Here is a 14,109-nt window from a genome sequence, read left to right as displayed (position 1 = left end):
CCCTCAGGGTTCAACCGGTTCAGCAGATCTTAAGGGTGCCCCCTGCCTGCTGGACCATTTGATAAAGACCACATTCGCCACAAGCACCGCAATCAGCGACAAGTAAACCAGATATTTAAAGTCTTCCGTTCGCGGCAGCAGACTGCCAGCCGCAAATAAAATCAAGGTGGCTGACGTAGTCATCAAAGAACTGAGCGAGTTCAATTCCCCGCGACGACCTTCGGGGATAAGTCTTTGACGAAGCTCGAACTCCCCGTTGGAAAATCCATAAAGTCCCACCCGCGAAAGTAAAATACATCCCAAAAACACATACACCGAAGCCACCGATCCCATCGCAAAAGCCACGATTCCGATTGTCAGGGTAAGCCCCTGAAAACCCAAATGCCATCGCGAGCTGCGGATCAAACCCAGTTGACGGACCAGATAAGGAAAACTCACCGTCGAAATCAGACCAAAGACAGCGCCCAGCCCGCGGAAAAGGCCGATCTCTGCTTCCGGAAGCCTCATTTCATCCTTTAAGTAGGCGGCCAACAAAACTCCATGCGGACTTAATACCGACAGCCACAACAAGGCATAACTTAAAATCAGCCAGAAAATGGGATCTGCAAAAGAACCGTGCAGTTTGATCTGGAAGGTTTCTTTCCAGCTCTGCACCTGAGCAAGAGCCTTGACCTTTAATCCTGATTTTTGAATCACATTCTTTAAAAGGAAATATTCAGGAACAAAAGATATCAAATTCCAAAGACCAATCAGGAACAGACCCGCCAATGGAAGCTGTGCTGGATGAAATGCAAACAAAGTTCCGGCCAGAATCGGCGCCCCCACCTCGGTGGCCAGATCAATTCGACGCAACCAGCTGTTGAACTGGGTTAGTTTTTCCGGCGCCACCAGAGACGGAGCCAGATCATTCCCAACAGATATATCCGTGATCTGTGACCCCAGAGAAGCCATAACCCCCGATAACGCCAGAGCGACAAACAGCACAGGCAACAACCACGAATCGCGGCCCCCATCACGAATAAGATTATCCAGCATTCCGAAAAACACCATGCCCGCAAGAATGGCAAAAAACTGCAGCCAGACGCCCCACTTCACCACCTGAATGCGAGGGTGAGTATCGATCCATTTTCCACTGGAAGGGGTCAACAGAAAGGTCCCTATCTTCACTATAAGATAATAAAATGCAGCAACCTGCAGTTTTCCCGGAAAGATAACCAGCAAGGCAAAGGGCACAACAAAGTCCCAGGCCTGATCGCCGGATCTGGTTAACAATCTTCCCACCAACAGTTGAGTTTCAATTCGGAACAAGCTCTGGACTTTCATTGACATCCCATCCCCCGGGAGGGGATACTAGTTTCATGTCACACAAAAAGCAACATGCAAGTCACGAGGATGTCTCTAAACGCCTGAAGCGCGCCAAAGGCCACTTGGAAACTGTCATTAAAATGATTGCTGACGAACGCGCCTGCGTTGATGTAGCCCGCCAACTGCACGCGGTCACCAAAGCCCTGTCAGCGGCAAAAAGCGTTTATATTCACGATCACATCGAGCACTGCCTGGATGGCAACCACAAGGACCTTGATTTGGACGAGATCAAGGAAATCACCAAATATATCTAAATAAAGAAGACCCCCTGCTGCCTGCAGAGGGCCTTCGAACCTAACTTCACATCGCGCGGGCATCAAAACCCAGCGGAGCTTGTTTGAATTGATGTTTCAGATGACGTTCGACTTTACCCACGAAGGTGCGGATGTTTTCGGCGACCTCTTCAGGTTGTTCGATCACAAGGGCAAAACCCGCGTGGTGGATGGTTTTGTATTCACCGGCCGGAAGAGCTTTGGCCAGACGGCGGTAAGCTTCCAGATTTGAAGGTGAATCCTCATCACCAGCCAGAACCAGAACAGAACAATGCACTTTATTCAGGTCTTCGCTCATGTCGGTTCGGCGGAAGATTTGCAAAGCCGAATCCATTTCCTCTGGCTTCATGTGTTTGATATGACTCAGCCATTTTTCACGGCGGCTGACTTGAATTGGATCTTTGGTGGCGCGGAAGGTGTCTCCGAACCACATTTTAGCGAAGTCACCAACCCCTGCTTTCATTCCTTCTTTCTTGATATTGGCGACAAAGCCTTCCATAGCTTTTATGGTTTCATCGCTTTCACCCTCAGCGACGGCCCCCATCAACGTGCAGCTTTTCAGCAGATCAGATCGATGGATGGCCAGTTGCAGTCCGATATAGGCTCCCAGACAGTTTCCTACAAAGTGGCAGGGTCCAACACCCAGCTGTTCAATAAGAGCCGCCACGTCCTTGGCGCCGCTTTCCAGGCTGGGGCTGACAGTGTGTTCGCTGCGACCCAAGCCGCGGTGATCATAAGTGATCACACGATAGTCGTCCGCCAGGATGCGGGCGATGGGCTCATAAACAGTGGTGTCTGTATAAACAAGAGGACTCAGCACGATGCAGGGGGCGTCTTTGGGGCCATGATCTTCAAAGTAATACTCATGTCCATGCAGTCTTAAAGTAGCCATATAGACCCCCTTTAGCTTTCAATTAAAGCCTACTCCCGCCATAGAGCCCCGCAAGACCCACTAGACGAAATCAGTCCTTGACCAACCGCTCCAAATTCACTACAAAGTCCCGTTCCCCGATTACAATGCACTATGGGCCCAAAGAGGCCTTTTGGGGAAGCTGAGGAGTTTCTATGAAGATCAAATTGACTGAAGTCCCTGAAGAAGGCCGCGCCTATCACTGGACCACTCAAACTGGCGAAGCCAATGCGGTTTTGGCCGACATCGTGGGCAAAAACGCCTACGACGCTGAGTTTTTCATTAAACCTTTGAATTCCAAGGACTTCGAACTGACCGGGAAAATCAAGACCAAATCCCCGGAAGTCTGCTCCCGCTGCGGAAATGACTTCAATTTGCCGGTCAGCGAAAGATTCCACGAAATCCTGATCCCTAAGCGCGAACAGCCCCGCGCCAGCAAGTATTCCAAGGTGAACCATGTCAGCGACCTGCCAGAAGGCGGTCCTGAGGTTTCTGAATACGAAAATATGGTTTTTGATATGAGCGAATACCTGCATGAAGTGGTTGCTCTTGCTGCGCCTTTTAATCCGGCATGTCCGGAAATTGGCGAAGACGGAAAACCCTCAGATTGCAGAATTCCCGAGTCAGGACAAGGCCTTATCTACGAAGAACAAATGCCGGTAGAAAAGCCCCAGAATCCATTTGCGGCTCTAAAGAATTTAAAACTCAATTAAATTGTTGATTTTTATTGTTCTTTGGTTAAATTAACGTGCTTTGCTAAATACTGATTTAAAACGAGGTTTGAAATGCCAACTCCTAAGAAGAAAACATCCCGCTCCAAGCGTGACATGCGCCGCTCTCACGACGGTCTTACTGCTCCAGCTATCGCTGTAGAAAAAAAGACTGGTGAACTTGTTCGCCCTCACCGCGCACACAAAAGTGCTGACGGTGCTTTGTACTACAAAGGCAAACAAATCAGCGCAGCGAAATAATCTCGCTTCATAACAGAACAGAATAGGTTGACTCCATGGCAGGAATGTATCGATCTCGAGTTTCAGGGATAGGCTCCTATCTACCTGAAAAGATCCTTTCAAACACGGATCTTGAAAAGATGGTAGAAACCAACGATCAGTGGATCGTTGAAAGAACCGGGATCGAACGCCGCCATATCGCCTCCGAAGATCAGGCCACTTCTGATCTTTGTGTCATCGCCGCCAAGCGCGCTCTGGAAGATGCTAATCTAAAAGTCGAAGATATCGATATGATTCTGGTGGGCACCGTAACTGGTGACCATCAAATGCCGTCCACTGCGTGCTTTGTACAAGCGAAACTTGGAGCAAAAAACATCATGGCTGTGGACTTGAACGCAGCTTGCTCCGGCTTCCTCTACGGCGTCAGCATTGCCGACCAATTCATCCGCACAGGCATGTACAAAAACATCCTGGTTATCGGTGCGGAAGTCCTTTCCCGCTACATGAACTACAAAGACCGCGAAACCTGCATTCTTTTCGGAGACGGTGCTGGGGCGTGGGTCGTGTCCCGTGCAGCGGAAGGCCAGACGAACGTTATTGAAAGCTCTCACCTGCGTGCCGACGGCAACCTGGCGGATCTTCTGATCCTTCCAGCGGGCGGCAGCAGAATCCCGCAATCCCACGAAGCCATCGACAAAGGCCTGCACTTCATGACCATGAAGGGCCGCGATATCTTTAAGAACGCGGTTCGCACGATGGCGTCCTGCTGCCAAGAGGCTCTGGAACACAACAAGGTTGCACCTGAACAGGTCGACTGGATTGTTCCTCACCAGGCCAACAAGCGCATCATCGAGGCGGTTGCAGATCAATTTAAATTCCCAATGGAACGTGTGATCGTGTATCTCCAGGAAACTGGTAACACATCCGCAGCTTCCATCCCTCTTGCATTCGATTGGGCTGTTAAAAACGGCAAGATCAAACGGGGTCAGACTATTTTGCTTACCGCATTCGGTGCAGGTCTTACTTCCGGCAGTATTCTATTGAGGTACTAAAAAATGTTTACATTGGTATTCCCAGGACAAGGCAGCCAGCAACCTGGCATGGGCCGTTTTTTGTTTGAAAACTTCAAGGTCGCTCAGGAAACTTTCGAAGAAGGTTCCGAAGCTCTGAAACAAGACATGAAAAAGCTGTGCTTCGAAGGTTCTGAAGCTGACTTGGCTTTAACCGAGAACACACAACCCGCTTTGCTGTTGGTCTCCACAGCCACTCAACGTGTGCTGACGAAAGAATTCGGCGTGAAAGCGTCTGTGGCTGCTGGCCACTCTATCGGCGAATACGCAGCCCTTGTCGCAGCGGGCGTGACTCGTTTTGACGAATCCATGCGCGCGGTAAAAACCCGTGGTCAGGCGATGCAGTCTGCCGTTCCAGTGGGTCAAGGCGGCATGGTGGCTGTGTTGGGTCTTGAGCCTGATCAGGTTGAAACACTTTGTAACTACGTTGTGAAAAACTCCGGCGTGGGTCCATTGTCAGCTGCCAATTTCAATTCCCCAGGGCAAATCGTTATTTCCGGTTCACAAAAAGCCATCAACTGGCTGAAGGACAACTTCAAACCAGAGTTGATTTTTGCAGAAGCTCCAAAACGCGCAAAGCTTATCCCATTGACTGTTTCGGCTCCTTTCCATTGTGAAATGATGAAGCCTGCCGAAGACAAGATGAGAGAAGTCCTGACCGCGATGAAATTTGAAACAGCGACCTTCCCGATCATTCAAAACTTCCACGCCAAAGCTGAAACCGACGGTTCCATCCTGCGTGAAAATCTGATTCGTCAGGTGTCAGCCCCTGTGCGCTGGACTCAGAGCATGGAAGTTCTTAAAGGCATGGGTCACTCTCAAGTTATCGAGTGTGGTGCTGGCAAGGTCCTTCAGGGCCTGCTGAAAAAGATCGACGGGGATTTCTTCAAAGTCATGACGACAACTTCCATCGAAGATGTGAAAATTATTGAAGAATTTCTGAAAGCTACGAGTCATTAAAATTTCTTGAGCTTTATTCGGAGTTCGGTCACAGTGTGCTGAAAACAACACAGGTTATTGCTTAAAAGGATTTTGCACATGAGCGGAAAGTCGCTTCAAGGAAAGAAAATTGTTGTCACTGGTGGCAGCCGCGGAATTGGCGCTGCTATCGTTAAGCTTCTTGCTGATGAAGGCGCTCAGGTTGCCTTCACTTACTCTTCCCGCGAAGAGGCCGCTCAACAGGTGGCTCACTCTTTGACGGGCGAAGGTCACTTCTACATCAAAATGGATATCGCGAACGAAGAATCTGTGAACTCTGCTGTAGATCACATTCTGGAAAAATGGAGCGACATCGACGGCGTTGTGAACAATGCCGGCATCACCAAAGATGGATTGCTTCTGCGCATGAAAGCAGAAGATTTCGATTCCGTGGTGAACACCAATCTGCGCGGCACCTTCCTGGTGACCAAAGCCTTTACCAAACCAATGATGAAAGCACGTAAAGGTTCCATCGTGAACATCGTGTCTATCATTGGCGAGACTGGCAACGCAGGTCAGGCGAACTATGCAGCGTCCAAGGCCGGCACGATTGCTTTCAGCAAATCCGTGGCACTGGAACTGGGTTCCCGCAATGTGCGCGTGAACAACGTGGCACCTGGATACATCGCAACTGAAATGACAGATGTTCTTTCTGAAGATGTAAAATCCAAAATGATGGATAAGATTCCCTTGGCAAAAATCGGCGAAGGATCAGATGTGGCACAAGCCGTGCGTTTCCTTTTGAGCGACGAATCCAAGTACATCACCGGTCACACATTGGATGTGAACGGTGGAATGCACATGAACTAAGCTCGCGAATAAACTCGCGAATACTTCATATCGCCTAGGAGCGACATGATAGAGTTCTAACACTAGACTAGACTTGTAATTTAAGTAATATTGAACGCACTATTAGGAGGCATAAATGGCTATTCATCCAAAGGTTAAAGATATCATCGTTGAACAACTTGGCGTAGATCCAGATAAAGTTAAAGCGGAAGCTTCTTTCATCGACGATCTGGGCGCAGACAGCTTGGATATCGTTGAACTTGTGATGGCAATGGAAGAAGAATTCGATCTTGAAATCCCTGACGAAGACGCTGAAAAGCTGAAGACAGTTCAAGACGTAGCTTCTTACCTTGAGAAAAAAGGAAAAGCTTAATTCATTATGAACTCCCGATTTGAACGTCCATCCAAACCACAGAGAAGAGTTGTCGTCACCGGAGTAGGCGCAGTCACTCCCCTTGGTAACACCATTGAGGAGAGCTGGGCAGCTGCAACCCGTGGTCAATCTGGGATCGCCAAGATCACCAAATTCGACACGACAGGCTTTGATGTGACTTTTGCCGGCGAAGTAAAAGGTTTCAACACAGACCAATACGTCGAGAAAAAAGAGCAAAAGAAAATGGACGAGTTCATTCACTACTCGATCGCAGCTTCCAAAATGGCCGTGGAAATGGCCAAGCTGGAGCTGACCGAAGAAGTGAAGAATCAAGCGGGAGTCATCATTGGTGTCGGCATCGGTGGTCTTGCGAACATCGAAGAAACCGCCATCAAAATGAAGGAAAGAGGACCGGGCCGTATCAGTCCGTTCTTCATCCCTTCTGTGATCACGAACCTGGCCGCTGGTCAGGTGACGATCTCATTGGGACTGAAAGGTCCTAACTATTCTGTGACTTCAGCGTGTGCTTCAGGTGTTCACTCTATCGGGGATGCTGTTCGCTATATTCGCGACGGCATGACTGATGTGATGCTTGCAGGTGGCGCAGAAAGCACGATCTGTGGTTTGGCCGTTGGAGGCTTTGCTTCCATGCGCGCCCTGTCCACCCGCAATGATGCTCCTGAAAAAGCCAGCCGTCCTTGGGATAAAGACCGTGACGGATTTGTTTTGGCAGAGGGTGCGGCGGTTCTTTGCATCGAATCCCTTGAACACGCGGTTAAACGTGGTGCCAATATTCTTTGCGAAATCACAGGCTACGGAGTTTCCTCCGATGCTTATCACATGACTTCTCCGGCTCCAGAAGGCGCTGGCGGTTATGCGGCGATGTCTATGGCTTTGAAAGACTCTGGTCTGAAAGCGGAAGACATCAACTATATCAACGCTCACGGCACAAGTACGCCAGTGGGTGACGGCCTTGAAACCGCAGCAATCAAACGCCTGCTGGGTGATCATGCGAAAAAGGTCTGGGTTTCCAGCACCAAATCCATGATGGGTCACGCGTTGGGTGCAGCCGGCGCAATTGAGTCTGCTTTCTGTGTGATGGCAATTCGCGATCAGATGGCTCCACCAACGATCAACTTGGAAAATCCAAGTGAAGACTGTGATTTGGATTACGTTCCTAATGAGGCACGTAAAGGTAAAATCACCAATGTCATCAACAACAGTTTTGGTTTCGGTGGAACCAATGCTTCCATGATCTTCTCGAAATACGAAGGATAAGAAATGATTGTCTATGTTGGCTGCGATCACGCTGGGTTGGATTTAAAACTTAAAGTGATGGCGGCTCTTCCAGATATCCAATGGAAGGACATGGGCACTCACTCCGCTGATTCTGTCGACTATCCGGACTATGCCAATCATGTGTGCCGCGAAGTTGTTCAAGTAGAACTTCAAAATCAAAAGAACAATCTGATTGATTCTCAAAAAGGCCCGGCACTGGGTCTTTTGATCTGTGGCTCTGGGCAGGGTATGGCCATTCGCGCCAACAAGTTTCCACAGATTCGTGCGGCGCTTTGCTGGAACAACGACATCGCCCGCCTGTCCCGCGAACATAATAATGCGAACATTCTTTGCCTGAGCGAACGCTTCACATCTCCCGATGATGCGGTGAAGATGCTTCAAACGTTCCTGTCGACCTCCTTCGCCGGTGGACGCCACCAGCAGCGTGTCGACAAGCTTTCAAGCGACACTGGTTGTTGAGACTTTTAAATTCCTGTCTTTCAAGGGATACTTTCATCATCTGATTTAACATCACGACTAAAATCAAGACGCAGTTTGAACCTGCGTTAAGGAGTCCGTCTATGCATTCCACATCACTTACTTTATCCCAGGTTGACCCCGAGATTCTGGCAGCCATCAACAAAGAATCCGAACGTCAGCAGTTCGGTCTGGAAATGATCGCTTCTGAAAACTACACCTCCAAAGCCGTGATGGAAGCTCAAGGATCCATCCTGACCAACAAATATGCCGAAGGTTACCCAGGAAAACGCTACTATGGTGGTTGCGTGAATGTGGACACCGTCGAGTCCCTGGCCATTGAAAGAGCGAAAAAACTTTTCGGCGTTCAATATGCCAACGTACAACCGCACTCTGGGTCTCAAGCCAATATGGGTGTTTATCTGGCGGCATGCAAAGCTGGCGAAACTATCCTGGGCATGGATCTTTCTCACGGTGGGCATTTGACTCACGGATCTCCGGTGAACTTCAGCGGGATGTTGTTCAAAGCGGCTTCGTACAAGCTGGATCCAGAAACAGGTCGTTTGAATTATGATACAATCCGCGCCACCGCGAAAGAGACTCAGCCAAAACTGATCATCGCAGGCTACAGCGCTTATCCGCGCACCTTGGATTTTGCAAAATTCAAAGAGATCGCTGATGAAGTGGGCGCACAGTTGCTGGTGGACATGGCGCACTTTGCGGGTCTTGTGGCAACTGGCCATCACCCGTCCCCGGTTCCCTATGCTGATTACATCACCACGACCACTCACAAAACTTTGCGCGGTCCTCGCGGCGGTATGATTCTGACGAACTCAGAAGAAAAAGCCAAGACCATGAACTCGCGTATCTTCCCCGGCATCCAGGGTGGTCCGCTAGAGCACGTGATTGCCGGCAAAGCCGTGGCCTTCGGCGAAGCTCTTAAACCAGAGTTTAAAGATTATTCCGGCAAAGTTGTCAGCAACGCAAAAGTTTTGGCAGAAGAACTGCTGTCTGCAGGCTTCAAACTTGTGACTGGCGGTACTGATAATCACCTTATTCTGATGGATCTGAGCGATCGCGAAATCACCGGGAAGCTTGCGGAAAATTCTTTGGATGAAGCCGGCATCACTGTGAATAAAAACACTGTGCCAAATGAAAAGCGCTCTCCGTTTGTCACCAGTGGTGTTCGCATTGGAACTCCAGCATTGACCACACGTGGAATGGGTCCTTCTGAAATGAAGCAAATTGCTAAATGGATCGGCCAAGTTCTGAATAATGCGGAAGATACTGCCGTGAAAAACCGCGTGCATGAAGAAGTAAAAGAGCTTTGCAAGCAGTTCCCGATTTACTAAGCACGTCCCAAACCGACAAAGTGTTACGAAGCCCTCAGAAATCTGAGGGCTTTTTTTATGGTTTTAACCAGTAAAAATGCCTTTATTTTAAGCTGGCCTTTGGTCAAAAAATTCTTTGGATCCAAGGGCTTATGTCGTATACTCAATCTATGACACCAGGATGGAATCAGCTCGTTAAATTTGCAGGATGCATTGCCACGTTGGGAACTTTGGGTTCCTGTACGACTTTTCACACACCCCTTTCACGCGAATATCTGGCACCCAACGGCGGAACTAACGCCCGTGTGGCCGCTTCAGATCACAGCCCCCGCATCGAACAGTCTTTGACCTTTGATTGGCCTGTGGATCGCGCACGCATGACCCGTGGGTTCTTACCTAACAAACGCCGCCCGCATCTGGGTATTGATCTGGCAGCGCCTAAAGGAACGCCTATTTTGGCTTCCCAGGCTGGCACCGTGATCTATGCAGGTCGTGAGTTCCGTGGTTACGGAAAGATGGTCCTGATCGAGTCTGGCAACGGCTGGGCGACTCTTTACGCTCACTTTGACAAGATCCTGGTCGCGGAAGGCCAGAAGGTCCGCCAAGGCGAAGTTGTCGGCGCCATGGGCCGCACAGGACGCGCCACCGGGGTTCACCTGCACTTTGAAGTCAGAAAGGACCGCGGACCGATTGACCCGCTTCCGCTTCTTCCTTCAGTCACGGCACAGCTATAAATCTTAAAAACAAAACCCGCTCATAAAAGCGGGTTTTTTATTTTCCAAAACGTCCAGCATGAACGTCTTTATATTTAAGAAATAAAAAAGGCCACCCCGAGGGGCAGCCTTTTAATTTTCCTAATTTCGTTCAGGAATTAGAACAAGTTCAAGTTAGCAGAAACTGCTACGTTTGTTCTGTCAGAACGGATGTCTTTAGGAGTGAACTGTACGTTTGGATAAACGTAGATGTCACGAGTAACGGAGATACCAACACCAACAGACTGGTATGGCTCCATTTGGATCAGGTCGCCCTGCTCTTCGTACTTAGCAAATTGGAAGTAACCAAATACTGTTCTGAAAGAGTAGTCGTCGTTGAAAGCGTATTCAGCAAACGGGAACAGACCTACACCGTAGTCATAGCGAGAATCGCCAGCAACAGAGAAGGAGCCTTTAGCGATATCTTTATCAAGAGACAAAGACACACCACCCTGCCATTTGGAATCACCGAAATCAGCAAGCACAGTTTGGCTTACAGACAGGTTACCCATCAGGTTGTAGTAATCAGTTTGATCTTCTTCAGTGTAGTGAGAGTAAGTCACGCTGGAGATCATCTGCATGTCCATTGCACGGTAACCGTGGCTGTAGTCCATGTATGGAGTGGAAACTTGAGTACGTTTTACATCAGCACCTTTTCTGGAAGCGCGTGGATCTTGGAAATCCTTAGTGATATCGCCTTCAAGTGGAGCCATGATAACTACGCCAGTACCGAAAGAAAGGTTACCACCTTTGGATACACGGTAGTTAACACCTACGTTACCGGACAAAGCAGTCAAAGACTCGATTGTCGCAGAAGCGCGGTAGTTAGGACGGATAGAATCGAAAGGTTTTTGCAAAGAGCCGCCGTTGTAACCAAGGCTGGATTTGAAAGACCATTGAGACTTGGAACCAAGTTCAGAACGCATACGAGCATTCGTGATCTCTTGATCGATGTCTTCTTTTTTCTCTTCAGACTTTTGAACATCAGACACTTTTACAGTGCTAGTGTTTGCATTTTGGTTTTGTTCTTCTGCCTGAGCAGAAACCGCAACCATAGACCCCGCCAAAATCAGTGACATCAAAATTTGTGTTTTCACTGTTTTCCCTTTCAATAATGGTTAATTATGTTTCTTAATTTGTTATCCGTCTTTCGACGTTTAATTTTCATTTAACTAATTCGGACTCCGGATAATTCCTTTATCCTCAGTGCCAAAAATGGTCCCAATTTGGAGCCACATAGCCCAATAAGCAAGTAAGGTGCCATGACTTTGGTCGAGCGGCAAAGCAAATCTTGACGGATATTTAAAAAAACTTTGTGCCATTTGCTCTTAAATTCGATCTGAGGACATTTTTGTCATTATGAGGTGGTGTCCTTTTGTATCATTACACTTTCACCTTGTGCTAATGACAGAAGACTATGAAGAAAATTCAGTGCCACTTTGGCCCATGTAAACCTACAAGTTGCCGGCCTGATGGGACCTTTGAATACTAATATGAAGGAGGTTCTTATGGCCGATGCTCAAGAACTCAGCCGTGAACGGGCTTTTCTGCATGATGTCGGAGTCAACCTCAACGGAGCCCTCTTTATAGTGGAGCGCCTGATTGAAGAAATCAAAGAAGAGGAAGGTCGATTGGAAAACGATTCCGAGATCGAACGGCTGTTTAACAACCTCGCCACCCGCCTGGCCAAGATCGACAGTCAAGTAAAGAGCCGCCACGGCTTTTTATCCGAATTGCTGGATCTGGAAATCCAAAACGAAAAAAGGAAGAATGCCTTGCGGGACTCTTCCTTAAAATAGTCTGTTATTTGAATTCTTATTTAATCAGGCTGGAAGAACTGCCACCTGTGACCGCCTGATTCAGGTACCCGACCATGCCACGAGGATCCGTCTGGCTTGAGCCCAGCAAAGGCAATTCATTGCCCGGAGAAAGCCACTGATAAAGATCCTGATGCTCGGGTTTGGTTTTATCAAAGTAAATGCGAATACCTTCCTGAATCACGATGCGCCCGTTCTGATAAACTTCCATCGCGGCATAATAAGGATTGCACTCATCATTGCCACACATCGCGTGATAGCGAACGTTGTAGCCGTTCACATCCACACTGCCATCCACGATTTCGGTGCTATAGTGATGACTGGTCACCGGGAACTCGGTGTTATTAATCAAAATGGTCGCCATCACCACGCGGGGGCCTGGCTGCCCTTGCGGTGTCCAGTATCGTTTAACCCCCACGATGTCGGCTTCCAGCCCTTGAGCTGCGGCTTGTTCGCCAGCTTCCTGGGTCTTTGCTCCATCGACAACACTTGCACCCATTTTGTTTTTCGCATAGCGGGCGGCAAATTCAGAATCCTTCTTCGCACACGCGGTCATCAGACTGCCTGCCAGCAAAGCTGCAAAGATCATTTTGGTTTTCTTCATTTAGCCACTCCTTGTTCGATGGACTTCGAACTTTGAAAGTGCAAAGGCTTCGCCAAGAGCATAAACAGCGGAACTGCCGGAAATCCTTTCTTATTCTCACTGTGAAACGCGTCTCAGAACAAAACACTCCACCCCGGTTCGAACACTTTGCGCCCCCTGTCGCTCAGCTCTTTGACAGACATTCCCCGGGGGCCTAGGCTTATTTCATCGAGGTGTTCACGATGGTCATTCGGCCCAAATACAACTGGTTTAAAATGCTGTTGGTGTGGAAAGGCTCGGTTCTGCCCGAGATTCTGCCGCGCCTGATTTTTATCTTCATTCTTTCTGCGCTGGTGATTTACTTTCACGGCGTGTTTTTTTCAGTCAAAGTCTCTCTGAACCCCACGCCGTTCACTTTGATGGGGATTGCCCTGGCGATCTTTTTGGGGTTTCGCAATTCGGCCGCCTATGACCGTTTCTGGGAAGGGCGTAAGCTGTGGGGATCGCTGCTGAATGTTTCCAGATCCCTGACCCGGCAAGCGCTGACATTCACAGGCCTTGACGCCAATCACACGGAAAGTCGCCGATTCCTGCAGCTGATCATCGCCTTTGCTTATTGCACCAAACACCAGCTGCGCAAAACCGACGCCATGGCTGACTTGCAACGCCTGACTCCGGAACTGACGACGGAGCTGTCCAAGGCGGAATACAAACCCGCGGTGCTGCTACGTCATTTAGGCCAATGGGTTCAGGATCAAAAGAATGCCGGGCGTATCGACAGCATCACGGCCGGCATGTTCGACAAGAACCTGAACGACATGTCTGACATTGTCGGGGGCTGTGAGCGCATCGCCAACACCCCGATCCCGTATCCTTACGCCGTGCTCTTGCATCGCACGGTTTATATTTACTGCGTGCTTTTGCCGTTTGGACTGATGGACAGCATTGGCTGGATGACCCCGTTGATCTGTACATTTGTGGCTTACACCTTTATGGCTTTGGATGCGATCGTGAATCAGATTGAAGAGCCCTTTGGGACTGAGGACAATGACCTGGCATTAAATCAAATGTGCGAAACCATCGAGGTCAGCGTACAGGAAATGCGCGGAGAAAAAATCCCGCACCAAAAACACGGACAAGGTCAGTTCGTGTTCAACTAATAAA

At 49.0% G+C, this 14,109-nt stretch carries 17 protein-coding genes; 13 read left to right on the top strand and 4 right to left on the bottom strand.

Annotation, left to right across the window (positions count from 1 at the left end):
* Window positions 1-3: 3 nt before the first annotated feature.
* Window positions 4-1,329: a solute carrier 40 family transporter gene (locus BDT_RS09995; RefSeq protein ID WP_235046078.1), complete on the bottom strand. Its 1,326-nt coding sequence runs from the start codon at window positions 1,327-1,329 to the stop codon at window positions 4-6.
* Window positions 1,330-1,358: 29 nt separating this feature from the next.
* Here BDT_RS09995 and BDT_RS09990 point away from each other — a divergent pair, with 29 nt between their 5' ends.
* Window positions 1,359-1,619 carry a metal-sensing transcriptional repressor gene (locus BDT_RS09990; protein ID WP_015091117.1) on the top strand — a complete coding sequence of 87 codons (261 nt, stop codon included), beginning with the start codon at window positions 1,359-1,361 and terminating at the stop codon, window positions 1,617-1,619.
* 46 nt (window positions 1,620-1,665) lie between these two features.
* Here BDT_RS09990 and BDT_RS09985 read toward each other — a convergent pair whose 3' ends face one another.
* On the bottom strand, window positions 1,666-2,529 hold the full coding sequence (locus BDT_RS09985) for an alpha/beta fold hydrolase (protein WP_015091116.1): 864 nt from the start codon (window positions 2,527-2,529) through the stop codon (window positions 1,666-1,668).
* A gap of 173 nt (window positions 2,530-2,702) precedes the next feature.
* Between BDT_RS09985 and BDT_RS09980 the strand changes: the two genes are divergently transcribed.
* From BDT_RS09980 to BDT_RS09935, 10 genes are all read left to right on the top strand, one after another.
* A complete protein-coding gene (locus BDT_RS09980; RefSeq protein WP_015091115.1) occupies window positions 2,703-3,260 on the top strand; it encodes a YceD family protein in 558 nt (185 codons plus the stop codon).
* A 72-nt stretch (window positions 3,261-3,332) separates the two neighbouring features.
* A complete protein-coding gene (gene rpmF, locus BDT_RS09975; RefSeq protein WP_015091114.1) occupies window positions 3,333-3,518 on the top strand; it encodes a 50S ribosomal protein L32 in 186 nt (61 codons plus the stop codon).
* 35 nt (window positions 3,519-3,553) lie between these two features.
* A complete protein-coding gene (locus BDT_RS09970; RefSeq protein WP_041577586.1) occupies window positions 3,554-4,549 on the top strand; it encodes a beta-ketoacyl-ACP synthase III in 996 nt (331 codons plus the stop codon).
* A 3-nt stretch (window positions 4,550-4,552) separates the two neighbouring features.
* The gene (gene fabD / locus BDT_RS09965; RefSeq protein ID WP_041577584.1) at window positions 4,553-5,527 is read left to right on the top strand and encodes an ACP S-malonyltransferase; all 975 of its coding nucleotides are present in this window, start codon (window positions 4,553-4,555) and stop codon (window positions 5,525-5,527) included.
* 78 nt (window positions 5,528-5,605) lie between these two features.
* Complete coding sequence (gene fabG, locus BDT_RS09960) at window positions 5,606-6,355, top strand: 3-oxoacyl-[acyl-carrier-protein] reductase (protein ID WP_015091111.1); 750 nt, start codon at window positions 5,606-5,608, stop codon at window positions 6,353-6,355.
* 115 nt (window positions 6,356-6,470) lie between these two features.
* Window positions 6,471-6,707, top strand: coding sequence for an acyl carrier protein (acpP, locus tag BDT_RS09955; RefSeq protein ID WP_011164461.1), 237 nt, complete (start codon window positions 6,471-6,473; stop codon window positions 6,705-6,707).
* 6 nt (window positions 6,708-6,713) lie between these two features.
* On the top strand, window positions 6,714-7,985 hold the full coding sequence (gene fabF / locus BDT_RS09950; protein WP_015091110.1) for a beta-ketoacyl-ACP synthase II: 1,272 nt from the start codon (window positions 6,714-6,716) through the stop codon (window positions 7,983-7,985).
* A gap of 3 nt (window positions 7,986-7,988) precedes the next feature.
* Window positions 7,989-8,465, top strand: a complete 477-nt coding sequence (locus BDT_RS09945) for an RpiB/LacA/LacB family sugar-phosphate isomerase (RefSeq protein ID WP_015091109.1) — start codon at window positions 7,989-7,991, stop codon at window positions 8,463-8,465.
* Window positions 8,466-8,566: 101 nt separating this feature from the next.
* The gene (gene glyA, locus BDT_RS09940) at window positions 8,567-9,814 is read left to right on the top strand and encodes a serine hydroxymethyltransferase (RefSeq protein WP_015091108.1); all 1,248 of its coding nucleotides are present in this window, start codon (window positions 8,567-8,569) and stop codon (window positions 9,812-9,814) included.
* A 131-nt stretch (window positions 9,815-9,945) separates the two neighbouring features.
* Entirely contained in the window at window positions 9,946-10,527 is a 582-nt protein-coding gene (locus tag BDT_RS09935) for a M23 family metallopeptidase (RefSeq protein ID WP_080602380.1), read from the top strand.
* A 137-nt stretch (window positions 10,528-10,664) separates the two neighbouring features.
* On the opposite strand, the gene BDT_RS09930 is transcribed toward BDT_RS09935, so the two are convergent.
* Window positions 10,665-11,642: a hypothetical protein gene (locus tag BDT_RS09930; RefSeq protein WP_148278792.1), complete on the bottom strand. Its 978-nt coding sequence runs from the start codon at window positions 11,640-11,642 to the stop codon at window positions 10,665-10,667.
* Window positions 11,643-12,053: 411 nt separating this feature from the next.
* Between BDT_RS09930 and BDT_RS09925 the strand changes: the two genes are divergently transcribed.
* Complete coding sequence (locus tag BDT_RS09925) at window positions 12,054-12,344, top strand: hypothetical protein (RefSeq protein WP_015091105.1); 291 nt, start codon at window positions 12,054-12,056, stop codon at window positions 12,342-12,344.
* A gap of 16 nt (window positions 12,345-12,360) precedes the next feature.
* Here the strand turns inward: BDT_RS09925 and BDT_RS09920 are convergent, their stop codons facing one another.
* Window positions 12,361-12,966, bottom strand: coding sequence for a hypothetical protein (locus BDT_RS09920; RefSeq protein ID WP_015091104.1), 606 nt, complete (start codon window positions 12,964-12,966; stop codon window positions 12,361-12,363).
* Between the two features lie 221 nt (window positions 12,967-13,187).
* Between BDT_RS09920 and BDT_RS09915 the strand changes: the two genes are divergently transcribed.
* Window positions 13,188-14,105 carry a bestrophin family protein gene (locus BDT_RS09915; protein WP_041577580.1) on the top strand — a complete coding sequence of 306 codons (918 nt, stop codon included), beginning with the start codon at window positions 13,188-13,190 and terminating at the stop codon, window positions 14,103-14,105.
* Window positions 14,106-14,109: the final 4 nt, after the last annotated feature.

Source organism: Bdellovibrio bacteriovorus str. Tiberius (assembly GCF_000317895.1).
Classification (GTDB): Bacteria; Bdellovibrionota; Bdellovibrionia; order Bdellovibrionales; family Bdellovibrionaceae; genus Bdellovibrio; species Bdellovibrio bacteriovorus_F.
This window is presented reverse-complemented; position numbering and strand designations above follow the sequence as displayed.

Bases quoted from the DNA above. Each gene is read 5' to 3' on its own strand.
- BDT_RS09995 (WP_235046078.1), bottom strand. From the start codon at position 1,329: ATGTCAATGAAAGTCCAGAGCTTGTTCCGAATTGAAACTCAACTGTTG.
- BDT_RS09990 (WP_015091117.1), top strand. From the start codon at position 1,359: ATGTCACACAAAAAGCAACATGCAAGTCACGAGGATGTCTCTAAACGC.
- BDT_RS09985 (WP_015091116.1), bottom strand. From the start codon at position 2,529: ATGGCTACTTTAAGACTGCATGGACATGAGTATTACTTTGAAGATCAT.
- BDT_RS09980 (WP_015091115.1), top strand. From the start codon at position 2,703: ATGAAGATCAAATTGACTGAAGTCCCTGAAGAAGGCCGCGCCTATCAC.
- rpmF (WP_015091114.1), top strand. From the start codon at position 3,333: ATGCCAACTCCTAAGAAGAAAACATCCCGCTCCAAGCGTGACATGCGC.
- BDT_RS09970 (WP_041577586.1), top strand. From the start codon at position 3,554: ATGGCAGGAATGTATCGATCTCGAGTTTCAGGGATAGGCTCCTATCTA.
- fabD (WP_041577584.1), top strand. From the start codon at position 4,553: ATGTTTACATTGGTATTCCCAGGACAAGGCAGCCAGCAACCTGGCATG.
- fabG (WP_015091111.1), top strand. From the start codon at position 5,606: ATGAGCGGAAAGTCGCTTCAAGGAAAGAAAATTGTTGTCACTGGTGGC.
- acpP (WP_011164461.1), top strand. From the start codon at position 6,471: ATGGCTATTCATCCAAAGGTTAAAGATATCATCGTTGAACAACTTGGC.
- fabF (WP_015091110.1), top strand. From the start codon at position 6,714: ATGAACTCCCGATTTGAACGTCCATCCAAACCACAGAGAAGAGTTGTC.
- BDT_RS09945 (WP_015091109.1), top strand. From the start codon at position 7,989: ATGATTGTCTATGTTGGCTGCGATCACGCTGGGTTGGATTTAAAACTT.
- glyA (WP_015091108.1), top strand. From the start codon at position 8,567: ATGCATTCCACATCACTTACTTTATCCCAGGTTGACCCCGAGATTCTG.
- BDT_RS09935 (WP_080602380.1), top strand. From the start codon at position 9,946: ATGTCGTATACTCAATCTATGACACCAGGATGGAATCAGCTCGTTAAA.
- BDT_RS09925 (WP_015091105.1), top strand. From the start codon at position 12,054: ATGGCCGATGCTCAAGAACTCAGCCGTGAACGGGCTTTTCTGCATGAT.
- BDT_RS09920 (WP_015091104.1), bottom strand. From the start codon at position 12,966: ATGAAGAAAACCAAAATGATCTTTGCAGCTTTGCTGGCAGGCAGTCTG.
- BDT_RS09915 (WP_041577580.1), top strand. From the start codon at position 13,188: ATGGTCATTCGGCCCAAATACAACTGGTTTAAAATGCTGTTGGTGTGG.